The sequence below is a fragment of the Acinetobacter johnsonii genome (genome assembly GCF_048551975.1).
Classification (GTDB): Bacteria; Pseudomonadota; Gammaproteobacteria; order Pseudomonadales; family Moraxellaceae; genus Acinetobacter; species Acinetobacter johnsonii_A.
In genome coordinates, this window is record NZ_JBIMCF010000003.1 from 116,814 (window position 1) to 138,791 (window position 21,978).

Below are 21,978 nucleotides of genomic sequence, written 5' to 3' on the forward strand. Positions count from 1 at the left end.
GTAACAGGGTATGAAAAAAATTGCGATTGTTTTAGCAGCAACTGCTTCAATAAGTGCATCAGGTGTCTATGCAGGTTTTGGGTCGTTGAGTAATCTTTCGTCATCATTATCTGAATCTGTAACTGGCGTATCTTCTTCAAATATGGATCTCAATGGTTTTTTCACGCAGGCTAAAGCAACCAATGCAATGTTTATTCAGAGTCGTACGGCTTTAGCTTCATTGCTTGCAAGTAAGCAGGATTCAGATGAATTAAAAGCAAAACAGAAAAGCTTGAAAACGACCTCTGACTTGAAAGAAAAAGAAGCAATTCAAAAACAGATTGTTGCATTATCAGACAGTGTTTTAGAAGCTTCACAAAAAGATGAGGAAGCAACTGTAGCTAAACTTTCGGCACTGAATGCTGAGCAGAAAAAACATTTATTGAATTCTGCAACTAATTTTGCCATAGCAAGCCTAACTGCTCGAGAATTAGCTGTAGGAGCTAAAAAGGTGAGCACCAGTTTAATTGCAAATCCAAACAGCCTAACTAATACAGGAATGTCTTTAGTTGATGCTAAAGGTATGATTGGCGATATCACAGGTATTGCTAAAAATTCAACTATGGCTTTGGTGGAATACCCGAAACTGTTTAAAAAAGCGGGTATCGAATTTAAAGTCCCAACAAGTTCGTCAGAAAAACCAAAAACTCTTAGTGATATTTAAAAAAGATTGTTTGGGATTAATCTTTAAATTAATTAAAGAGCCTATTGAGTAGGCTCTTTTTTATTTTTATGCCCTTGTGAGCTTTTAATTATTAAGCAACAGTTAGCCTTTGCTAAGAGGTTATTAATAAAAGTATTGAACAGTTAAACAAGCATAAGTAAGTACTACGCTATGGCCGCATCGCATCATCGCCTTGCTTGGATTCATCCATTTTTAGATGGGAATGGGCGAGTAACCCGTTTATTTACTGATTGCTTTATGCGAGCCATTGGTTTGAAAAGTTATGGATTATGGTCAATGTCTCGGGGTTTTGCTCGATCGAGTGAGCAGTACTATCGTTACCTATCGATTGCTGATAGACCACGACAAGGTGGAGAAGAGGGCCGTGGAATCCTATTTGGTGCGGGTTTAGTAAGTTTTACTGAATATTTTGTGGATGTCGCAATTGATCAAATGACTTACTTCACCAGTCTTTTAGAGCTTTATAAGCTGGAAGAAAGAATAAATGTTTATTTCCAATTGCGCTTTAATGGTGGTTTGTTTGACAGTAAAGGCAAGCCATTAAAAAAACTACCATTGGAAGCGAAAGATATTTATAAAACGCTTTTATACAATGGCCCACATACGCGTAAAGAGTTACAAGATAAGTTGCAAGTGAGTGAACGGAAACTAAGGGATATCATCAGTGAAATGGCGAAAGATCACCTGATCTTTGCTCCACCCAAAAGGCCTTTACAAGTTCGCTTATCACCACATGCTGTTGAGGTTTTATTTCCTTATTTATTTCAATAGCTCTAAAGGGCATAATGAATAAATGATCAATAACGTCAGCACGACATGTACTGACGTTATTTTTTTTATCTATAGAAAATCTATGCTTATTTCAGGCACAATCAAACTAATTTAAAAATGCTATAGCTTTCACGCTTTGGAAATTGCTGGTATGTCGAATAATAACTTTTCTCAGATTGCAGCCTTCATTTGGTCGGTTGCAGATTTACTTCGGGGCGACTTTAAACAATCGCAATATGGCCGCATCATACTGCCATTTACCTTGTTACGTCGTTTGGAATGTGTACTGGAAGAAAGCAAGGCTGCGGTACTGGCAGAACATGAAAAAGTCTCCAAGCTGAATCTGCCGGAAGAAGCTCAAGAAAAGTTATTGCTGCGTGCCACCAACGGTCTAGCCTTCTTTAATACCTCCCCAATGGATCTTAGCAAAATGGGGCAGAGTGATATCAAGGCCAACTTAAGCACCTATGTGCAAAGTTTCTCTAAAGATGCTCGTGAGATATTTGAATACTTTAACTTCATCGAATTTGTCGGCCTCCTCGATGATGCCAACCTTTTGTATAAAGTCGTGCAAAAGTTTGCTACCACGGATCTGAGTCCAAAGAACGTATCCAACCATGACATGGGCTTGGTGTTTGAAGAACTGATCCGTCGTTTTGCTGAAGGTTCTAATGAAACCGCAGGGGAACACTTTACCCCGCGTGACATTGTGCGTCTGACCACGGCACTGGTGTTTATGGAAGATGATGACGTACTGACCAAAGATGGCATTATCCGTACCATTTATGACCCGACTGCGGGAACAGGCGGCTTCCTGTCTTCAGGCATGGAATATCTGCATGAGCTGAACCCGAATGCCGTGATGCGTGCCTTTGGTCAGGAACTCAATCCAGAATCCTACGCCATCTGTAAAGCCGACATGCTGATTAAAGGGCAGGACGTGAGCCGGATTAAACTCGGCAATACGCTGTCGAATGATCAACTCTCGGTCGATCAGTTTGACTACATGCTGTCGAATCCACCCTTTGGCGTGGACTGGAAAAAGATCGAACAGGACATCAAGGACGAGCATGAACAAAAAGGCTTTGATGGCCGTTTCGGTGCAGGCTTGCCACGGGTATCGGATGGTTCACTATTATTCCTGATGCACCTGATCAGCAAGATGCGTGATGCCAGCAGTACCGAGAGCGGTAGCCGCATCGGGATTATCCTGAATGGTTCACCATTGTTTACCGGTAGTGCAGGCAGTGGTGAAAGCGAGATCCGTCGCTATATTTTAGAAGCCGACTTGCTGGAAGCCATTATTGCCTTACCGAACGATATGTTCTACAACACCGGGATTGCCACCTATATCTGGGTACTCAGCAATAAAAAAGCCGCTGAACGCAAAGGCAAGGTACAACTGATCAATGCCTCAAACCTCAGTACCAAAATGCGTAAGTCGCTGGGTTCAAAACGTAACTATCTGACTGAAGCTGAAATTGCCACCATTACCCAAAATTACGGTGACTTTGTCGCGGTAGACACCTTGGCGCAGGATGGCGAAACCGAACAGCAAAAACCATTCGCCAGCAAGATTTTTGACAGCCATGAATTTGGCTACCGTCGCGTGACTATTGAACGTCCATTACGTTTATCGGCACAGATCACGGATAGCGCCATTGCATCATTACGCTTTGCCCCGAAACCGTTTAATGCCGTGATGCAAAGTATCGATGCGCAATTGGGCACAGCCTTTGGTACAGCCTGGACAGCAGAAACTTATGGTCAGTTGCAGGACGTGGCGCTTGAGGTCCGTGCCCTGATTAAAGCGGAATTCCCTGAGCTAAAAGAAAAAGACATTAAAGAGGTATTGGATAGCAAAATCTGGCTATTCCAGAAAGCCTTGATGGAAAAAGCCGAGGCGTTACAAGAGGTGATTGGTACTGAGCAGTTTGATGACTTTAACCAGTTTGATGAAGTGCTGAAAAAAGCCCTCAAGCAAACCGACATCAAGCTGGATGCCAAAGAGAAGAAACAGCTGTTAGATGCCATTACCTGGAAGAATCCGGAAGCAGAACCAGTGATTAACAAGGTGCTGAAACAGGCGGAAAATCCACTATATGGTCAGTTTAGTTATAAAGGCAAAGTTGTTGAGTTTGTGCAGGATGGTGACTTGCGTGATGCGGAGAACATTGCCCTTGACCCAAGCCAAAGCACCAGCGATTTAATCGAGTCTTATTTTAAGCGTGAAGTGCAACCGCATGTGCATGATGCGTGGATTAATGCAGATAAGCGTGATGCGCAAGATGGCGAGATTGGTATTGTCGGTTATGAGATTCCGTTTAACCGTCATTTCTACGTGTACCAGCCACCACGTGACCTAAGCGAGATTGATGCCGATCTGGATGCAGTGAGTGCCGAGATTATGCAGCTGCTGCAAGAGGTGCATTCATAATGGCAAAGTATCAGGCTTATGCGGAGTATAAGGATTCAGGGGTTGAATGGTTGGGTGAAGTCCCTAATGATTGGGATATTTTGTCTATTGCAAGAGTTAGCAATAAAATAACAAATGGTTATGTTGGTGCGACTAGGGATATTTTTTTTGATTCAGGAATAAGGTACTTACAATCGCTTCATATCAAGAATAATAATATTAATTTTCACACGCCTTACTATGTGAGTGAATCATGGAGTAATGAAAAAAGTAAATCTATTTTGAAAGAAGGAGATGTACTTATTGTACAAACTGGTGATATTGGACAGGTAGCTGCTGTCACTAAAGAATTTGAAGGCTGCAATTGCCATGCTTTGATTATAGTATCAGGAACAGAAAAAATTTCAGGTTTTTACTTGGCTTGGCTTTTAAACTCTAATTATGGTCGGCAAACATTAAAATCGATTCAGACAGGAGCATTACACCCACATTTAAACTGTGATGCTATCAAAGACATTAAGATTCCACTTCCTGATATTGATATTCAAAATAAAATCACAAGTTTTTTAGACCACGAAACCACCAAAATCGACCATCTGATTGAAAAACAACAACAACTGATTGAACTGCTGAAAGAAAAACGCCAGGCAGTGATTAGCCATGCCGTGACCAAAGGGCTTAACCCAAATGTCCCAATGAAAGATTCGGGTGTGGAATGGTTAGCGGAAGTGCCGGAGCATTGGAAAATTATAAAAGGTGGCTATATAGGAACCTTATTTGGCTCTGAATCTATTCAAGAAGATGATGTTACTGATCAAGGATCATTACCCTTTATTAAGGTTTCATCCTTATCGGCAGAAACATTCAAACTAAGTAATATTGACTGGTTTGTCTCAGAAAGAAGAGCTAAATTTTGTAAAGCTGAAAAAAATTATATTGTTTTTCCAAAACGTGGAGCAGCAATCTTTACGAATAAAGTTAATGTTATAGAGGTTGATTCAGTCATTGATCCTAATTTAATGGGGTGGAAAATTGGGAAACAAGGGATAACGGAATATTTTGCGTTATTGTTAAAAACGAGAGGATTGGATGATATTGCAGATGTATCAACTGTACCTCAAATAAATAATAAACATATTGCACCAGAAAAATTTCCGTTACCTACACTAAGTGAGCAATGTGAAATAGTGAAATTTGTGGGTATGGAATTAACGAAATTTGATGAAATGATATTAAAAGCAGAATCCGCAATTCAGCTCATGCAAGAGCGCCGAACCGCCTTAATCTCAGCCGTAGTCACTGGCAAAATCGACGTTCGCAATTGGCAAGCTCCAACGGTTGCTGAGGCAGACACGGAGTTAAGCGCATGAGTCTAGACGCCACCCGTGAAAGTATTTTCCAGAACGACATCATTCAGCAGATGCTGGCTCAGGGCTGGCAACTCGGTACGCCACAAGGCTACAACCGTGAAACCGCCTTGTATGAACAGGACGTACTGGATTTTGTGCAACAGACCCAAGCACAAGACTGGCTGAAGTTTCAGCGCATCTTTCCGCAAGATACCGAACGGCATTTTCTTGAAGCCGTGGTTGCCCAACTGAAGAAAGCCGACATCAATGCCACCGATGAACAGTCACGCAGCTATGGCACTTTAGGTGTGCTGCGTCATGGAGTGAAAACCCGCAGCGCACGATTTTTCCTCTGTCAGTTTAAACCAGAACATGCGCTGAATCCTGATACCTTAGCCAATTACAAAAAGAACATCTGTCGCATTGTGCCGGAGCTGGTGTATAGCCCCTATGCCACCGCTGCCGAGTTACAGGACATGGGCAAACAGGCCAAGAAATGGCGGATTGATCTAGTCCTGTTTATCAACGGCTTTCCGGTGGCGACACTGGAACTCAAGTCCGAGTTTAAGCAGGCGGTGCAGAATGCCATGTTGCAGTACAAGCGCACCCGCTTGCCGAAAGATCCAGAAACCAACAAGCCTGAACCCTTGCTGATGTTTAAGCGTGGCGCATTGGTACACTTTGCCGTGAGTCAATACGAAGTCTATATGGCGACCCAGTTGGCCGGAGAAGATACTTTCTTCCTGCCATTCAATAAAGGCACGCATGACGGTGGCGCAGGCAATGATGTGCCAGAAGACCAGAATCAGTACGCTACGGCCTATCTGTGGAATGAAGTCCTCACACCGGACAATTTGCTGAATATCATTGGACGTTTTGTCCATCTACAAATTGAAGAAAAAGAAGACTGGGAAGGCCGCAAGTACAAAAAAGAACTGCTGATCTTCCCACGTTACCACCAGTGGAATGTGGTCACCAAACTGATAAATGCCGCCTTAGAGGAGGGCACTGGACAGAAATATCTGATTCAGCACAGTGCAGGTTCAGGTAAGTCCAACTCGATTGCCTGGACAGCACATCAGCTGTCGACCCTGTACGATCAACACAATCAGAAACTGTTTGATTCGGTGATTGTAGTCACTGACCGTACCATTCTGGATGCCCAGCTACAGGATACCATCTACCAGTTTGAACATGCCGATGGCGTGGTCGGACGCATCAATAATAAAGAGGGTGATGGTTCCAAGTCGGAAAAACTGGCCAAGGCACTGGAAACCTCACAGCCGATCATTATTGTGACGATTCAGACCTTCCCGTTTGTGTTGCGTGCCATTGAAAACAGCACCAACCTAAAACAGCGACGCTATGCGGTGATTGCCGATGAAGCGCATTCTTCACAAAGCGGCTCTACGGCACGACAACTGAAAGAAGTGTTGATGCTGGAAGAGCGTGAAGAGGATGCTGAACTGTCTTCGGAAGATATTCTGGATGCGGTGGTGGCTGCACGTAAGGGCAGTAATAACCTCAGTTACTATGCCTTTACCGCGACACCGAAAGACAAGACCCTGCAACTGTTTGGCCGTGTCCCCAATCCTGAGCTACCGCCCTCCAAGCAGAACAAGCCGGAAGCCTTCCATGTCTACTCCATGCGCCAAGCCATTGAAGAAGGCTTTATTCTGGATGTGCTGAAAAACTACACCAACTATAAAGTGGTGTATAAGCTAAAACAGAAAATTGAAGAAGCCGACAAACAGGTCGATGCCAAAAAAGCCAAGATCAGACTGAATCAGTGGGTGCGCCTGCATGACCACAACATTTCCCAGAAAGTGAAAGTCATTGTTGAACATTTTAAAAATAACGTGATGGGCTTATTGGGTGGGCAGGCTAAAGCCATGGTGGTGACCAGTTCACGTAAAGAAGCGGTGCGTTACAAGCTCGCTTTTGATAAATACTTGACGGATCAGGGCTATAAGTCCATTCAGGCTATGGTCGCATTCTCGGGTGAGGTTGAGTTTAATGACAAGGATACCGACAGCAGTGGTTTAGTCGGGCAGACCTTAAATGAACGCAACATGAACCCAGGACTGAAAGGTCGGGAAATGCGCAAGGCCTTTGATAGTGATGACTATCAGGTGATGCTGGTGGCCAACAAGTTCCAGACTGGCTTTGACCAACCGAAACTGTGTGCCATGTACGTGGACAAGAAACTTGGCGGTGTGGAATGCGTACAGACCTTATCACGCCTGAACCGCACCTATCCAGGTAAGGAGGAATCTGGCACCTTTGTATTGGATTTCTTTAACGATCCTGAAGACATTCTTGGGGCCTTCCAGCCTTACTACCAAACCGCAGAATTAGCCGATGTTTCCAATCCAGATCAGATCTTTGACTTGTTTGAAAAGCTGAAAGCCAGCAAGATTTTTCTGTGGACGGAAGTTGAACAGTTTGTAGAAGCCTTCTTTACCAAGAACAAATCCAATGCTGCGATCAGTAATATCTGCAAACCGGCGGTTGAACGCTGGCAGAAACGTTATAGTCAGGCCATCGAAGCCTATAACACCACCCGTGACATGCTGGAACGCTGCAAGAAAACCAATGATGCGGTGCTGATTGCTAATGCCGACAATGCCTTTAAAGAGGCTAAGCTTGAAAAAGACAAGTTGGAAATCTTTAAAAAAGACTTGGGAAGCTTTACTCGTTTTTACGAGTTTATGTCGCAGATCGTGGACTACGATGACAAAGAATTGGAAAAGCTCAGTCTGTATGCGCGTAACCTGCGTCCATTGCTGCGTGAAACCGCAACGAAAGATGATGAGGTGGACTTAAGTAATGTCAGCATGAGCCATTACCGCTTGTCCAAGATCCGTCAGCAGGACATCAAGCTGAAAGAAGATGCCGAAGATTTTAAGCTGGAACCGGGCAATGACCTCGGTGCAGCCAAGCCACGTGATAAGAAAGAAGAATTCCTGTCACAGATTATAGAGCGTCTGAATGATGTCTTTATCACCGATAACCTGACTGATAAAGATATGCTCAACTATGCCTATACGGTACGTGACAAACTGGCTGAGAATGAAATTGTCATGAAGCAGATCGCCAACAATACCCGCGAACAGGCTATGCTGGGGGATTTCCCGAAAGCCATGGATGATGCCATTCTTGGCAGTAGTGCGGCACATCAGGAACAGATGATGCAGTTGCTGTCTGATCCGGCGAAGGCCAGCATCTTTGCTAGAGTGATTTTTGATATGTTGGCGAATCGTGGGCAGATGACAGTACGTTAAATGTATGAATTGTAAGAGTGTAATTGAAATTCTTATGCTATTTTAAAAATATATTGAATTAATAAAAACGTAATACGGGGGGTATATGGATAACAATCTTCAACCAGTAGTAGCAAATAATGAACTTGCTAACATAGAGTTTAAGGTGGGATCTGAATTAGGGGTAGAAAATCGAAAACCAGTAGATTCAAAAAATTTACCGTTGTTCAATCAATTTTTGCAATTTGTTCCAGATACAATGGCTTTACATGAAGTTAATACAACAAAATATATGCAGGTTGTAGCTAACGGTACTTTAATTAAAGCTAGAGACGGAAATGGTCATTTAGGAATGGTCATGGGTAATGATGGTATAAAATCCCATGCGAGACTATTTGATCCTGACCAGCTAAAAAAAATACTGACCACCAGTGTGGCAATGAGAGCTGTAACTATGGCGGTAGGGCAAGCTCATTTAGCAGAAATTTCTGCGCAGTTAAAGGAAATCAATGCAAAGGTTGCTGAAATTAAGCAATTTTTAGATGATGAACGTTCTAGTAAAGTCGAAGCTATAAATTATTATTTTGATGAGTACTTTTTAACAGCTAATAATGGGTTTGCATTGGACTCTATAAGACGTAGTCAAATAGAGCAAGATGGCAGAGAAATAGAAGCTGTATTGTTGCACTTAACTAAGGAAATTCAACATGCAATTTCTAAAGTGGAAAACTATAAAGATGAATCACTTTTTGGAAGTGATAGTGCTTTTGAAGCATTAAGTAATATGTTGAATAGCAATTTAACAATTTTAGGTAAGTGGTTTGATATCGCACGTGTTAAGGCAAAAGGTATTCAATCTTTGCTATTAAGTAATGAATATGAACTTTTTCATCAGCGAAAATTAAGCTTCTTGGATCAATTAGAAAAATTTAATAGCACAGAGATTTCATCTTTTCGTACGGTTTGGTTGGATCGCATTGCTAAGCTAGATGCTAAATTAAGTAGTGATAAGGAGTTGGCATTTAAAAGAAATCAACTTCGAACAAAATTGAATAGTTATCTTGATTTAATCAGTAATGTGATGACACAAATGAACTTTACTATTCAGAAACTAGATGAAGATGCTAATCAAGTAGATGTACTGTTAGAAGTAACTGATGGAAAAGTCGTTAATGCCTATTTACCCGAACCTGATACTGAAATCATAACTGGATTAAAGAATAATTTTTTAAAAAATTTGGGTAAAGAAGATGAAAGCTTTGAACTTGTTCCTGTATCTTTCAGTGATGATATTCTCTCTGAACAAAAGCTAATGGATGATTTTAAAAAAGAACAACAGGCTGAGGCATTGAAGATGTCAGCCTCTGAAACTGTAGAATCAACTAAAGAGCTGGTGAGTGAAGTGGGTGGAAAAATTGGTAGTATGTTTAAAAAAATTAAGTGGTAATTCCATTAGCTCAAAATAAGTTATAGAGCTTTTTATTAAAAAATAAAAATGAAATAACAAACAGGGGGTAATACCCTCTGTTTGTTATGCTCTAATCTGTAGGTGAGAAGTGTGCTCATTACTATCAGTAAACGGGAGGTGTGGCTACGAAGGCTATATGTACCTATACTGCTAGTTTAATATCTGAATGTAACAAAATATTTCATAGCTGCATGCAAGCATTCACCCAATTTTTAGTTTAGGAAAAGGCACAATTTTATCTCTCAAACCATCAATAAAATCTGACCATTCCTGCATCATCTTAGTTCTATATTCTAAATGTTGTGCATGGTTGTAGGCTTGAGAGACGGCATTTCCGACAGTATGTGCTAACTGTATTTCAATTGCATCATGCATATAGCCTTGCTCATGTAGTGTAGTAGATGCAAGTCCACGAAAACCATGACCAGTCATTCTTCCCGTATATCCCATGGTGCGAATCGCACTTAACAGAGCATTGTTGCTCAAAGGCTTAGCTGTACTGTGGTTATAAAAAACAAAGTGCTTATTACCAGTAATGGGCTGTAACCCTTTGAGTAATTCAATAGCCTGCCTAGATAAAGGAACAATATGTGGTAACGCCATTTTCATCTTATAAGCTGGAATTCTCCATAAACGATTATCAAAATCAATCTCATTCCATTCCATGTTAATGAGCTCGGCAGTTCTTACAAATGTTAGAGTCATAAACTGTAAAGCTGTCTTAACCAAGATATTGCCATGATAACGATCCATCCGTTCTAAGAAAGGCGGAAACTCAGAAATATCTAGGCGAGCCATATGTTTTACCTTACGTGGCTTGAGAGCTTCTTGAAGGTGGGGTGTAGGGTCGTTCTCAATAAGTCCTTTACGGATCGCATAACGAAAAATACGCCCAGCTAAAGGAATAGAGCGTTTAGCCATCTCCTGAGCACCACGTGCTTCAATTTGCTTAGCACAAGCAAGGACATCTTTTCCTTTAATCTGATCAATAGGTATATTACCTAAAGCAGGGAAAAGGTCTTTTTCAAATACAGATAGGTCACGTAAATATGTACCTTCTTTAATGACAGCCTTACGATCCTCCATCCACTCCATAGCAAGCGCTTTGAAAAGAATGCTTTCATCGGCTTGTTGTTTCTTTTGCTTTTTCTCTTTATTGGGATTAATCCCATCTTTAAGCTTTAATCGTGCTTCATCTCTAGCACGACGAGCTTGTGCAAGCGTAGTTTCAGGGTATGTACCAATACTGAAGATATTCTCTTTTCCATTCAAACGGAACTTCATTCGCCAATGCATTCCTCCAGAAGGAGTGACCTCTAGATACATCCCTTTTTCATCAGAGTATTTGGTTCTCTTTTCTGAAGGTTTTATTTTTCTGACATGAGCATCTGTAAGCATGGCAATAATTCCACAGAATTGGGGGTATAATTTTAGGGGTAAAATATTATACCCCTAGTTATACCCCCAACTGCATCAAGCTTGCAATAGATCAAGTAGATTGTATAAGACGTAAAAAAAGCTTAAACCCTTTAGATTTAAGCTTTTTTAGACCTTATGGGACTTCATAAGAGTTGAATTTGGCGGTGAAAGAGGGATTCGAACCCTCGAAACGCTATAAACGTTTACACACTTTCCAGGCGTGCTCCTTCAGCCACTCGGACACTTCACCATGGCGGAGGATAATATCGAAAAACATAGCCATCGACAAGGTGAAACAATTGAATTCGAGCAAAAGTTTTAGCTCAATGATATGATTCGCAAAAATAGTGTCAATAATTGAAGACAAGCTTATGCAAAGTACTGCAAAAAAAGCCGCCTTGCCTGCGATGACCTTGGCAGCATTAGGGGTCGTGTTCGGGGATATTGGAACCAGTCCACTCTATGCATTGAAAGAATCCTTCCACGCTGCACATGGCTTGGGCATCACCCCTGCAAACGTATTGGGTATTTTGTCCATTATCTTCTGGACCATGACTATGGTCATTACCATTAAATATTCTGCAATTGTCATGCGTGCAGATAACAATGGTGAAGGTGGGATTATGGCTTTGCTTGCACTGAACTTGCGCAATACCAATTTTAGCCATCGGAAAAAATTACTGTTAATTTCGATTGGCTTTATTGGGGCTTCACTATTTTTTGGGGATGGGATCATCACCCCAGCCATTTCAGTCTTGTCTGCCGTAGAAGGCTTATCCATCGCAACCGATGCACTTGACCCTTATATTGTGCCGATTGCAATTAGTATCGTCACTGCTGTATTTGTCATGCAAAAGTATGGGACAGCCTTTGTTGGTAAGTTCTTTGGCCCACTGACCTTATTGTGGTTCTTCTCTCTCGGTATTCTTGGGATCTCGAGCATTATTCAAACACCTTTGGTTTTGGGCATGCTGAGCCCACATTGGGCATTTCAGTTTATCGTGACCAACCCTTTAATGGCCTTTTTCATTATGGGTGCGGTAGTGTTGACCGTCACAGGTGGCGAAGCCCTGTATGCCGATATGGGCCATTTTGGTCCTGTGCCGATTCGTTTGGCTTGGTTTATTGTGGTTTTACCGTGTTTACTGCTCAATTATGCAGGACAAGGTGCATTGCTGTTGCGTGATCCGACTGCGATCGAAAATCCATTTTACCTGTTGGTGCCAGAGTGGGGCTTGTACCCAATGATCTTCTTGGCCACTATGGCCGCCGTTATTGCTTCACAGGCTGTAATTTCAGGGGTCTTCTCTTTAGCGCGTCAGGCCATTCAACTGGGCTATTTACCACGTTTAAATGTGAAACATACTTCAGACTCGGAACAGGGGCAGATTTATGTACCTTTACTGAACTGGATATTGTTGGCATCGATTATTGTCTTAATTTTAATCTTCCAAACTAGCTCACAGCTTTCACATGCCTATGGTCTGGCAGTCACCATGACCATGCTGTGTGACACATTATTGATTGCGGTATTTATTCGTTATACATGGAAATGGAGCATGCCAAAATTGGTGCTGCTGATTATTCCATTCCTTGTTTTAGATTTGGTCTTGGTGAGTGCGACCTCACTTAAAGTATTATCGGGCGGTTGGGTTCCATTGCTGATTGGCGGTATTGCATTCATGTTATTAATGACATGGAAACAAGGGCGCGAGTTAACCTTTGCCAAGCTTCAGCAAGATACATTGCCACTCGATTTATTTGTACAAAGTATTGGTGAACAAGCCAATTGGGTTGAAGGCGAGGCCGTCTTTTTAACAGGAACGCCAACCGTTGTGCCACATGCCATGTTGCACAACATGAAGCACAATAAAGTACTGCATCAAAAGAACATCATTCTCACCGTTAAAATCCAAGATGTTCCTTATGTGGAAGAGACCAATCGCTTCCATGTCGAAACCATGAATCAGCATTTTTATCGTCTTGAATTGTACTATGGCTTTAAAGATGAAATGAACATTCCACAAGCACTTGAAGCGGTGTATCAAGCGATTGATCTGGAATATAACTTAATGCAGATCAGCTTCTTTGTATCACGTGAACGGATTATCAGTACCGTGGGTGATGGTATGGCGCCGTGGCGTGAAAAGCTCTTTATCTCAATGCAACGGAATACCAGTCCTGTGAGTGACTTCTATCAGATTCCACCCAACCGTGTAGTTGAACTCGGTAGTCAGATCGAGATTTAAAACCTCAATAAAAAAAACCAGCATATATGCTGGTTTTTTTGGGAGGATAAATCAGCTGAAGTCTTAGTTCAGTGGGTCATTTACAGGTGCTTCAGGCATCGCTTGGACAGGCTGTTCTGCTGAAGCGTCAGGAAGTGCTTGAGCAGGAGCATCTGGTGATGCCAGTGAATCAGGCTCAACCGCATTGACAGGTGCCTCTGCTGATGAATCTAATTGCGGTGCAGCAGCTGGGGCAGCATTCATGTCTGTATTTGCCGTGGGTGCGACAGCATCATTTAATGCCGCTTCAGCTTGTTGTGCTGAGAGTTCTGCATTCGGTGCTAGTGGATGTTGCTCTGTTGGAGTCGCAGCGACTTGTTGTTGCCCTGTGGTATCAGGTGCGGCCTGTTGAACAGGGGCTTCACTCTGTGGTGCGGTTGGCATCACTGCTTGGTCATTGGGTGCACCTCGGCCCGCTGGACTGATAGGTGCAGCATTTGGATCAAGTATTTTAATTTGCCCTGAGCTTACGAGTTCTTGAATAGAACCTGGTTGACCATTAACAGTAGTCATGACTTTGGCTTGAGACAGACTTTCTAAGGTATCACCCGGTTGGATCGGTGGCTCGGCGAAGGCTGAAGCACTTATCACTGTGCCGATTAAACCAAGAGAAGCTAAAATCTTAGAATGCATAAGAACTCCGTAAATTGCATGTATTATTTCGTTGAATTCATTTTTACCTTGGCATATTTTTTGAAGCGACAGCAATCAAAGATACGCAATCGCATCATGTTGTCGTAGAAAAACTCTACAAAAAAGACATTTTGTTACATGCAAAATCATCTAAATATGGCGTTTTGTTTAATTGTTATGCGAATAGAACTCGAGCGATATACTTCGTATACGCTGATTGTTAAGCTCGTGAAAAACCGATGTTTATTGTAGTTGTTATGGCGAAGAAGAAAAGCAGTTCAGGTAAGTCAGTCTTTAACATGTTTAATCAAAATGGCCTGAAAGTGATTTTAGGATTGGTGGCAACGGGAAGTTTTGCGATAGCCTTTGGTCAAGAAAAAATTCAGCAATACGTGTCTTTAAGCCCAAGCTCAAATTCCGCCTGTTTAGAACAATTTTATCGGGAAATTCCGCCTTATTTACTCAAAGAAAGTTTAAGTAAACACAGCTATGCACTGTGCTTTAACGGTTTTAATGTGATGTATTCGGGCGTTTCGAAAACACCTCTCTGGGTTGCAGAGGCCCTGACGCCAAAGCGCCTGAGCCAAAAAATTCCACGTGAAGATAGTTTTCACGAAGAAAATAATGTTGCAAGCGAACATCGAGCGACATTGTCGGACTACCGTGGTTCAGGCTATGACCGTGGACATATGGCGCCGAATGGGGATATGCCCAACAAAGCCGCACAATTCGACAGTTTTTCTTTGGCCAACATGGTGCCACAGGCCCCTAAAAATAATCAGCAAGTGTGGCGTGAATTGGAAGAAGCCACACGGGCGCTTGTGACCAAGCAAAAGTTAGATGTTTTTGTGGTGACTGGGCCAGTGTTTCAGGGCAAAAAGCTCAAGACCATTGGTCAGGGAGTGATTGTTCCGAGTGCGGTTTACAAAGCGGTCTATATGCCAAAAACGGGTGCAATCGGCGCTTATTACGCACCGAATGATAATTCACAGCAGGTAAGAATTGTCAGTGTCTGCTATTTGGAAGAGCAGTTGGGTGTGAATTTATTTCCGCAACTGACAGAAGAGCAAAAACGTAACACCTATAAACTACCGTTGACAGCAACGGCGGTAAAAGCCAATACGGCAATTCAGTATTCACATTGGGATGCGGAAAGTCAGTGTGCTGAAGAGGTTTCATCCGGGCAGCTCAAAGCCTTACAAAAAAAATTTAAATCGGGCTCTACTCAGTCGAGTAGTGGTAGCACCGTAACAAAGGGCACGGGTATTGATGCGGCGGATCAAGATGTGATTGTGAAACAATTGGTCGACGTCTTATTGCAATATATTTTGCAGCTGTTACGTTAAAGTTCTAGGCAGTTGTATGTATAGACATTCTACTGCAGTGCCCAATGCCTGAAGAATAAATACGAGTAAAAATAAAATGTTTAAACCTTTTGTACAAGGCAACGAGTCCCATGCCATTCATGATTTGACCCTTGAAAATGACACGGACTGCGTCAGTATTTATGGCAATTTACAACTCACCAAAGACCAAGCTGGCCTAGCTGCGGCCAAAGCATTACAGGCGTATCTGAATGCCATTGTGCAACAGCTTGAAAGTGAAGTTCAGCTTCCTGAGAAAATTGAACGTCCGCAGTCGGATGAAATTGACAATCCATTTTTATAACATAAGTCTATCTATGTTCCATGTGGAACAATAACAAAGCCTACAGATTGTAGGCTTTGTTATTAATGGGGAGAGAACAAATTAATCCTCGTCAGAGATATGTCCAAGTGCAAAGGCACCCGTTAAAACGGTTAAACCAAAGACAAGTGCAACGCTAAGAAAGCCGATGCGCAACTCGGGAAAAGCTGCTGCAAAAATGGCACTCCCACAGCCTCCGAAGACCAACCAAAACGTTCCGATGAATTCAGCAAGATATTTATTCATAATGCACTTTTTGTAGTTATTGAGGTTTTATTCGCGTAGAACTTTATATTTAACGAGAAAATACTCGTTTTTTTAATCAATTTAACAAAAAAAGCATGACATCCTGATGACGTGGATCAAACAGATCCGATTTTAATGAAAATGCTGAATACGCCATTGCTGAGGTGTGACTTGGGTCCAGTGTTTAAAGGCACGTTGAAAAGCACTTTGTTCAGAGTAACTCAGCAACAGTGCAATTTCCTGTAAGCTGAGGTATGGATCTTTTAAGTATTGCTCCGCCAAGATGCGTCGGACTTCTTGCATCCGCTGTTGGTAGGTCGTGCCTTGTTGTTGTAAGTAACGTTGCAGCTGTCGGACTGAAAAATTCAGTTGTCGAGCAATATGTTCAATTTGATATTGGTTTTTTTGTAGCCCGGTTAAAATCGCATGCTGTAAGCGCTGGTCGATGTGAGTAGAGTTAGGGAGTTTTTCCAGTAAGGCTTCGGCCTGCTGTAAGAGCAATTTTTGAAGGGTTTGATCACCTTGCTGAAAGGGCATGGATAATTCGCTTAGGGGAATCATCATCATAGGTCTGCTTTGAGAGAAGCGAACTTTACAATTAAAGTACTGCTCATACAGTGCCGTATTTTTCGGGGTAGGGTGAGTAAAATGAACCTCGCTGAGCTGGATGTCATCATGGGCGACAAAGTGCTTCATAAACTGAATGATCAGCGCCATTGCCACTTCATTGCTGAGTTGTGTGGTCAGTTCAATCGGCATCTCCACCCAACCAAAGCATAGATTTTCACCTTCAACTGCAACATATAGCGAGCTGCCATCATAAATGAGACGGTGAAAGTCATGATAACGGGTGAGCGCTTCGCCTAAATTTTCGCAGGACAGTGCAATATAGCCCAAAATGCCTAAATGTTTGGGTCGTACATACTTTGCAATCTCGAGTCCGAGCGCAGGGATATGCAGATGGCTGTCAAGATCATTCAGTAACTCTAACCACAGGGCATAATCAAAACGTTCTAAGTTCTGTGCTTTTTCAAGCTGTTCAGAAATTGGGTAGCCAACGGCTTGGCAATAGGCATAGAGTAAATGCCCCAGTCCACCGTAGACAGAACCTGTGTAGTCTTTGAAATGTTGCATTGATTAGCTCTATTGTTCTTGTCGTAATTTGTCAATGAATTTGAATGCTAGGGTCAATATTTAGCATAGTTTCCACATTATATTCAATCTGAATATAGGAGGAATTTGCCATGTGGAAGGGTTTTGTCGCAGGACTGGTGGTTGCCAATGCGTTTGAGTGGGTCGCACATAAATATATTTTGCATGGAACACACCGTGCTGGAAAGCCACGCTATAGCCCCGTGCCTGACAGCATGAAATCGCATTGGGAGCATCACCGAGAAGTGCGGAAAACCACATTTCACGATCATGGTTATGTTGAAGGTTGGAGCAACTGGCGTACCAAAAATGAAATCGTGTCACTTGCTGTCGTGGCGGGGGTATTTGGGACATTATTTTATCCTGTCTCCAAAGGCATGACGTTGTCTGTGTTGTACAGTGCAGGAAATTATTACTATATCCACCGCCGTGCACACTTAGAGCCAGACTGGGCAATGCGTAAGATTCCTTGGCATTATGACCATCATATGAACTCCAATCAGGATGCCAACTGGTGTGTGACTAAGCCGTGGTTTGATTATATTTTAGGAACGCGGGTCATTTCCTCGCTAGATCTGCAAGAGCAAAATCCGCTGGGTATTGCTTTACCCCAAGTGGTGTCGAATAAGCTCACCCAGTGGGTCAATCAGGTCTTCCCTGCAAAATGGGTTAAGGCACCTGAAGCGATTCCACTGAACTCAGCGCAGACGACGGAAACGGTTGCAGGATAATTGAAAGGGATATTTTTGTCGTGATTTGTCAATAATATTGGTATGTATTGTCAATATTTCGTCATTTGAACATTCTATAGTAAGGCTGTTAATCAGATGAAATCATCTTATGAGTATTAATACGTTATTTTTCATTTTCCAGTCTAACAAGTCAATGTTGTCGTTATTCTAGGTTTATAGGGAGTCGCAAGACTCCCTTTTTTTATCTCAAAAATTGAGAGCATAAGTTCGGTCAAAAGCCAGCGAGCATTCTAAACTTTAACATCTGCTGCATAATAGAGGCACTGGCTGTGCCTGAGTACAGCGTAATTGAGCCTTTTAATTCGCCTGCTTTTTGAAGCCTGTTAAAATATAGCGATCCATTTCATCGGTATAGTCAGGGGAAAACTGAAAGCAAACATGCTCGTTGATGTTTAAGGTTTTGAGATCAGGGAAGCTTTGTCTGGCACGCGGACTATTGCTAAATAAAAAAGCTTGTCGATCACTCTTAAAGTAAAACACTTTTTCAGTACTAATGTTGTGCCGTCGATAATGAGTGACCTCCGACCATTGTGTAAAAATACCACAAGCCCGAATTTGATCAGGTGCAATCAGCGCTTTTTCATAATAGTGTTTAAACTGGTATTTGCAGAAGCTGATATAGCTAAACAGGCATAAACCAAGGAGTAGCAGTACAGCCAGCATACCGAAAGGGCGGTCAGCATATTTCTTCATCAAAAGGATGAAAACAAAACAGATCAATAGACCACAAATAAATAAGATTAGTTCTAAGTGATACATTTTTTCTCATCTTTAAAATGATAAAAAGAGTACTCGAAAGCACTCTTTTTATAGGTTTTACGGTTATGGTCTGTTTATAGACGCATTTCGATGCCTTGATCTGCAAGATATTTCTTCGCTTCAGGAATGGTGTGTTGTCCAAAGTGGAAAATCGAAGCAGCCAGTACAGCATCTGCACCACCTTTTAAAATACCATCGGCCAAGTGTTGTAAGTTACCGACACCGCCCGAAGCAATGGTCGGAATAGTCACGCGGTCATTGATTTGACGCATCAGCTCGAGGTCATAACCTGCTTTGGTACCATCGGCATCCATCGAAGTAATCAGTAGTTCACCCGCACCAAAGTCAGCCATTTTCACGGACCATTCAATTGCATCAATACCCGTTGGTTTACGGCCACCATGGGTAAAAATTTCCCATTTGTTCTCGCCCGTTTTTTTCGCATCAATGGCAACCACAATACACTGTGCGCCAAAGCGTTGCGATGCTTCTTGTACAAATTCTGGGTTAAACACCGCTGCTGAGTTAATGCTGACTTTGTCCGCGCCAGCATTGAGTAAGAGGCGAATATCTTCAACTTTGCGAACGCCACCACCGACCGTTAAGGGAACAAAAACCGTTTCAGCCATACGTTCAACCGTACGATAAGTCGTGTCGCGACCATTCGAAGTTGCGGTAATGTCTAAGAAGGTAATTTCATCAGCACCTTGTTCGTTATATCGACGTGCTACTTCTACTGGGTCACCTGCATCACGAATATCAAGGAATTGAACACCTTTCACTACACGACCGTTGTCTACGTCGAGGCAAGGAATAATACGTTTAGCTAGCATAATTTTTTCCAAAAATAACAGCCGATTATGAAACTTTGCGACTTAGATGCTACACCTTAATAGTCGGAGCGGGTATTCTATCAAACTTATGTAAGTTTTTTTGCAGGTTTTATATGTCGGTTTATACCACTTTGACTTTACAGGAAGTTCAGGCGTTTGCAGCACCCTATGGACTTGAGGTAATCGATCTGATCCCAATTCAAGGCGGTATTCAAAATACGAACTATTTTATTGTGTGTGAAAATGCTGTGCAGTATGTATTGACTGTATTTGAAGAAATGGATGAACAGGGCGCAGGCGAGTTGGTTCCTGTACTTGAGCATTTAGGTCAGGCTGGTTTAGCGGTTCCTGTACCTTTAAGTCATTCAGGCAAAGCCATTCATAGTTTAAAAGCTAAACCCGCACAAATTGCCCCACGGATGATGGGCAAACACCCCATGCCTGCGACCTTTGAACAAGCCGAAGCGATTGCGGTTGCACAAGCGAAAATGCATGTCGCACTGCAAGATTTTCCACTGGAACGTGCAGAATACCGTGACCATGATTACTGGCTCGCTGTAGCGTTACAGATGAAACCGACATTAAGTGAGGCGGATCAAGCACTACTCAATAAGTTGTTGGGGTTATATGATGCATTATCGGCGGTTTATCCTAATCGTCCTAAGGGCTTTATCCATTCGGATTTATTCCGTGACAACACTTTGTTTGAGGGCAATCAGCTTAAAGGCATTTTAGACTTTTATGAACTGAATAAAGATGAGTTTTTGTTTGATATTGCGATTACGCTGAATGACTTCTGTACCGAATATCCAAGTGTGCATTTAAATGAAGACAAAGCCATTGCATTCTTAAACGCCTATGAAAGCATTCGTCCTTTGACTGCCGATGAAAAATCTTGTCTCGAGTTGTATCTTGCAATGGCCGCTGCGCGTTTTTGGATGATGCGTCTACAAGTGGCACAAAAAAATGCTGAACAAGGCCGTACGGGGGATGACATTTTGCAGAAAAATCCTGCCGAAATGCGTAATATGGTGATTGACCGCTTAAAGTTTGTAACTGCTTAAATAGGAAAGAAAAATGCGTGACCAAGGACGACTCGTTGAATGGTTCGATGAAAAAGGCTATGGCTTTATTCAGCCCAACGATGACAGCAAAGATCGCGTGTTTTTACATATCAAGGACTTTGCACGGCAAGGTCCTCGCCCTATTTTAGGCTGTGCGTTGGAATACAATGTGATTGTGGATGCGCAAGGGCGTTATCGTGCACAGCAAGTTAGTTATTTAAAAGCATCACAAACCCAAAAGAGCCGTACCCAAAAAGTCTCCCCGAAAAAGACCGAACAGGGTCAACGCTGGAGTCCAATGCAAATTACGTCGGTGGCATACATCGTGTTTTTGGCGTTATTGGTACTCCTGGGGCGTTTGAGTGGATTGGTGCTGCTGTTGACTAGTGTGATGAATGCGGCCAGTTATTGGTTCTATGCGCAAGATAAAGAAGCTGCGAAAAATGGACAGCGCCGTGTACCTGAAAATACACTGCATCTCCTTTCATTTTTGGGCGGTTGGCCTGCAGCATGGTTAGCGCAGCAAAAGCTACGACATAAAACACAAAAACAACCCTTTAGAAAGATTTACTTTTGTACAATTCTATTCAATATACTTTTAATTTTATGGCTTATTTCTCCTTTCAATAGTTTGCCTATTTAAAGTTCAAGCCCACTTCATGAGGGACAATATGAATTATTCAGTCGATCAAGATCCGAATCGTAGTTTGACTTTTATTCTTTATATTTTTTATATTGTTGCGATTTTTTCCGCAGGGATTTTAGCCATCATTGCTTTAGTGATTAATTATGTAAAGCGTGGCTCTGTGCGTGGTTCCATTTTTGAGAGCCATTTTACTTGGCAGATTCGCACCTTTTGGTGGTATTTGATTTGGAACGTGATTGCCTTTGTGCCATTTATTTTCTTATTCTTTACGGGTGAAAATGCCACCGCTTTCGCAGGTGTCGCACTCGGTGCTTCAACATTCTGCGTGTCTGTGATTGGGTTGTCATGGGTGTGGATTGTATATCGTGCCATTAAAGGCATTATTCGTTTAAATGACAATCAACCGATGTATCAATAACAAGTGATGGGATTTAAAAAGGGCAGTGTGCCCTTTTTTTTTTGTGACTTTTTTATAACAAGGTTTATGCACCGAAGATGAACTAAGCTGA

Annotated in this window: 18 protein-coding genes, 1 tRNA gene and 1 pseudogene; 13 read left to right on the plus strand and 7 right to left on the minus strand. The window is 42.2% G+C overall.

Features of this window, described 5'->3' with window-relative positions; all coding sequences use genetic code 11:
* Positions 1-10: 10 nt before the first annotated feature.
* The 6 genes from ACG9ZB_RS04130 (at position 11) to ACG9ZB_RS04155 (ending at position 9,970) form a co-directional block, all read left to right on the plus strand.
* Entirely contained in the window at positions 11-703 is a 693-nt protein-coding gene (locus ACG9ZB_RS04130; RefSeq protein WP_419324318.1) for a hypothetical protein, read from the plus strand.
* Positions 704-874: 171 nt separating this feature from the next.
* Complete coding sequence (locus tag ACG9ZB_RS04135) at positions 875-1,495, plus strand: Fic family protein (protein ID WP_419324320.1); 621 nt, start codon at positions 875-877, stop codon at positions 1,493-1,495.
* A 151-nt stretch (positions 1,496-1,646) separates the two neighbouring features.
* Complete coding sequence (locus tag ACG9ZB_RS04140; RefSeq protein ID WP_419324322.1) at positions 1,647-3,932, plus strand: type I restriction-modification system subunit M; 2,286 nt, start codon at positions 1,647-1,649, stop codon at positions 3,930-3,932.
* A complete protein-coding gene (locus tag ACG9ZB_RS04145) occupies positions 3,932-5,281 on the plus strand; it encodes a restriction endonuclease subunit S (RefSeq protein ID WP_419324324.1) in 1,350 nt (449 codons plus the stop codon). Before ACG9ZB_RS04140 ends, ACG9ZB_RS04145 begins: the two co-directional genes overlap by 1 nt.
* Positions 5,278-8,544, plus strand: a complete 3,267-nt coding sequence (locus ACG9ZB_RS04150; protein WP_419324326.1) for a type I restriction endonuclease subunit R — start codon at positions 5,278-5,280, stop codon at positions 8,542-8,544. Before ACG9ZB_RS04145 ends, ACG9ZB_RS04150 begins: the two co-directional genes overlap by 4 nt.
* An 85-nt stretch (positions 8,545-8,629) precedes the next feature.
* On the plus strand, positions 8,630-9,970 hold the full coding sequence (locus ACG9ZB_RS04155) for a hypothetical protein (RefSeq protein ID WP_117006614.1): 1,341 nt from the start codon (positions 8,630-8,632) through the stop codon (positions 9,968-9,970).
* Between the two features lie 222 nt (positions 9,971-10,192).
* Here the strand turns inward: ACG9ZB_RS04155 and ACG9ZB_RS04160 are convergent, their stop codons facing one another.
* Both ACG9ZB_RS04160 and ACG9ZB_RS04165 read right to left on the minus strand, forming a co-directional pair.
* Positions 10,193-11,389 carry a tyrosine-type recombinase/integrase gene (locus ACG9ZB_RS04160; protein WP_419324328.1) on the minus strand — a complete coding sequence of 399 codons (1,197 nt, stop codon included), beginning with the start codon at positions 11,387-11,389 and terminating at the stop codon, positions 10,193-10,195.
* Between the two features lie 180 nt (positions 11,390-11,569).
* Positions 11,570-11,660: transfer RNA gene (locus tag ACG9ZB_RS04165), tRNA-Ser, on the minus strand.
* A gap of 121 nt (positions 11,661-11,781) precedes the next feature.
* On the opposite strand from ACG9ZB_RS04165, the gene ACG9ZB_RS04170 reads away from it, so the two are divergent.
* Positions 11,782-13,659, plus strand: coding sequence for a potassium transporter Kup (locus ACG9ZB_RS04170; protein ID WP_094148584.1), 1,878 nt, complete (start codon positions 11,782-11,784; stop codon positions 13,657-13,659).
* A gap of 63 nt (positions 13,660-13,722) precedes the next feature.
* On the opposite strand, the gene ACG9ZB_RS04175 is transcribed toward ACG9ZB_RS04170, so the two are convergent.
* Positions 13,723-14,331, minus strand: a complete 609-nt coding sequence (locus ACG9ZB_RS04175) for a hypothetical protein (RefSeq protein ID WP_419324330.1) — start codon at positions 14,329-14,331, stop codon at positions 13,723-13,725.
* Positions 14,332-14,588: 257 nt separating this feature from the next.
* Between ACG9ZB_RS04175 and ACG9ZB_RS04180 the strand changes: the two genes are divergently transcribed.
* The gene (locus ACG9ZB_RS04180; RefSeq protein WP_419324526.1) at positions 14,589-15,677 is read left to right on the plus strand and encodes a DNA/RNA non-specific endonuclease; all 1,089 of its coding nucleotides are present in this window, start codon (positions 14,589-14,591) and stop codon (positions 15,675-15,677) included.
* A 76-nt stretch (positions 15,678-15,753) separates the two neighbouring features.
* Entirely contained in the window at positions 15,754-15,999 is a 246-nt protein-coding gene (locus ACG9ZB_RS04185; protein WP_419324332.1) for a hypothetical protein, read from the plus strand.
* A 93-nt stretch (positions 16,000-16,092) separates the two neighbouring features.
* Here ACG9ZB_RS04185 and ACG9ZB_RS04190 read toward each other — a convergent pair.
* A pseudogene (locus tag ACG9ZB_RS04190) lies at positions 16,093-16,263 on the minus strand (aquaporin); the annotation flags it as partial.
* Positions 16,264-16,395: 132 nt separating this feature from the next.
* On the minus strand, positions 16,396-17,397 hold the full coding sequence (locus tag ACG9ZB_RS04195; protein WP_419324333.1) for an AraC family transcriptional regulator ligand-binding domain-containing protein: 1,002 nt from the start codon (positions 17,395-17,397) through the stop codon (positions 16,396-16,398).
* A gap of 110 nt (positions 17,398-17,507) precedes the next feature.
* Here ACG9ZB_RS04195 and ACG9ZB_RS04200 point away from each other — a divergent pair, with 110 nt between their 5' ends.
* Entirely contained in the window at positions 17,508-18,146 is a 639-nt protein-coding gene (locus ACG9ZB_RS04200) for a hypothetical protein (protein ID WP_201952735.1), read from the plus strand.
* Between the two features lie 318 nt (positions 18,147-18,464).
* On the opposite strand, the gene ACG9ZB_RS04205 is transcribed toward ACG9ZB_RS04200, so the two are convergent.
* Positions 18,465-18,926 (minus strand): hypothetical protein, encoded by a 462-nt coding sequence (locus tag ACG9ZB_RS04205; RefSeq protein WP_419324335.1) that lies wholly within the window; start codon positions 18,924-18,926, stop codon positions 18,465-18,467.
* A gap of 74 nt (positions 18,927-19,000) precedes the next feature.
* Positions 19,001-19,762 carry an imidazole glycerol phosphate synthase subunit HisF gene (gene hisF, locus ACG9ZB_RS04210; protein WP_317112828.1) on the minus strand — a complete coding sequence of 254 codons (762 nt, stop codon included), beginning with the start codon at positions 19,760-19,762 and terminating at the stop codon, positions 19,001-19,003.
* A gap of 110 nt (positions 19,763-19,872) precedes the next feature.
* Between hisF and ACG9ZB_RS04215 the strand changes: the two genes are divergently transcribed.
* Genes ACG9ZB_RS04215 through ACG9ZB_RS04225 form a run of 3 tightly spaced genes read left to right on the plus strand, consistent with a single transcriptional unit; the run spans position 19,873 to position 21,887 of the window.
* Positions 19,873-20,823 carry a homoserine kinase gene (locus ACG9ZB_RS04215; RefSeq protein ID WP_419324337.1) on the plus strand — a complete coding sequence of 317 codons (951 nt, stop codon included), beginning with the start codon at positions 19,873-19,875 and terminating at the stop codon, positions 20,821-20,823.
* A 13-nt stretch (positions 20,824-20,836) separates the two neighbouring features.
* On the plus strand, positions 20,837-21,466 hold the full coding sequence (locus ACG9ZB_RS04220) for a DUF1294 domain-containing protein (RefSeq protein ID WP_419324339.1): 630 nt from the start codon (positions 20,837-20,839) through the stop codon (positions 21,464-21,466).
* 28 nt (positions 21,467-21,494) lie between these two features.
* Positions 21,495-21,887 (plus strand): DUF4870 family protein, encoded by a 393-nt coding sequence (locus ACG9ZB_RS04225; protein WP_419324341.1) that lies wholly within the window; start codon positions 21,495-21,497, stop codon positions 21,885-21,887.
* The last annotated feature ends 91 nt before the right edge of the window (positions 21,888-21,978 follow it).

Excerpts from the sequence above, each read along its gene's own strand:
- ACG9ZB_RS04130 (WP_419324318.1), top strand. The coding sequence starts at position 11 with ATGAAAAAAATTGCGATTGTTTTAGCAGCAACTGCTTCAATAAGTGCA.
- ACG9ZB_RS04135 (WP_419324320.1), top strand. The coding sequence starts at position 875 with ATGGCCGCATCGCATCATCGCCTTGCTTGGATTCATCCATTTTTAGAT.
- ACG9ZB_RS04140 (WP_419324322.1), top strand. The coding sequence starts at position 1,647 with ATGTCGAATAATAACTTTTCTCAGATTGCAGCCTTCATTTGGTCGGTT.
- ACG9ZB_RS04145 (WP_419324324.1), top strand. The coding sequence starts at position 3,932 with ATGGCAAAGTATCAGGCTTATGCGGAGTATAAGGATTCAGGGGTTGAA.
- ACG9ZB_RS04150 (WP_419324326.1), top strand. The coding sequence starts at position 5,278 with ATGAGTCTAGACGCCACCCGTGAAAGTATTTTCCAGAACGACATCATT.
- ACG9ZB_RS04155 (WP_117006614.1), top strand. The coding sequence starts at position 8,630 with ATGGATAACAATCTTCAACCAGTAGTAGCAAATAATGAACTTGCTAAC.
- ACG9ZB_RS04160 (WP_419324328.1), bottom strand. The coding sequence starts at position 11,389 with ATGCTTACAGATGCTCATGTCAGAAAAATAAAACCTTCAGAAAAGAGA.
- ACG9ZB_RS04170 (WP_094148584.1), top strand. The coding sequence starts at position 11,782 with ATGCAAAGTACTGCAAAAAAAGCCGCCTTGCCTGCGATGACCTTGGCA.
- ACG9ZB_RS04175 (WP_419324330.1), bottom strand. The coding sequence starts at position 14,331 with ATGCATTCTAAGATTTTAGCTTCTCTTGGTTTAATCGGCACAGTGATA.
- ACG9ZB_RS04180 (WP_419324526.1), top strand. The coding sequence starts at position 14,589 with ATGGCGAAGAAGAAAAGCAGTTCAGGTAAGTCAGTCTTTAACATGTTT.
- ACG9ZB_RS04185 (WP_419324332.1), top strand. The coding sequence starts at position 15,754 with ATGTTTAAACCTTTTGTACAAGGCAACGAGTCCCATGCCATTCATGAT.
- ACG9ZB_RS04195 (WP_419324333.1), bottom strand. The coding sequence starts at position 17,397 with ATGCAACATTTCAAAGACTACACAGGTTCTGTCTACGGTGGACTGGGG.
- ACG9ZB_RS04200 (WP_201952735.1), top strand. The coding sequence starts at position 17,508 with ATGTGGAAGGGTTTTGTCGCAGGACTGGTGGTTGCCAATGCGTTTGAG.
- ACG9ZB_RS04205 (WP_419324335.1), bottom strand. The coding sequence starts at position 18,926 with ATGTATCACTTAGAACTAATCTTATTTATTTGTGGTCTATTGATCTGT.
- ACG9ZB_RS04215 (WP_419324337.1), top strand. The coding sequence starts at position 19,873 with ATGTCGGTTTATACCACTTTGACTTTACAGGAAGTTCAGGCGTTTGCA.
- ACG9ZB_RS04220 (WP_419324339.1), top strand. The coding sequence starts at position 20,837 with ATGCGTGACCAAGGACGACTCGTTGAATGGTTCGATGAAAAAGGCTAT.
- ACG9ZB_RS04225 (WP_419324341.1), top strand. The coding sequence starts at position 21,495 with ATGAATTATTCAGTCGATCAAGATCCGAATCGTAGTTTGACTTTTATT.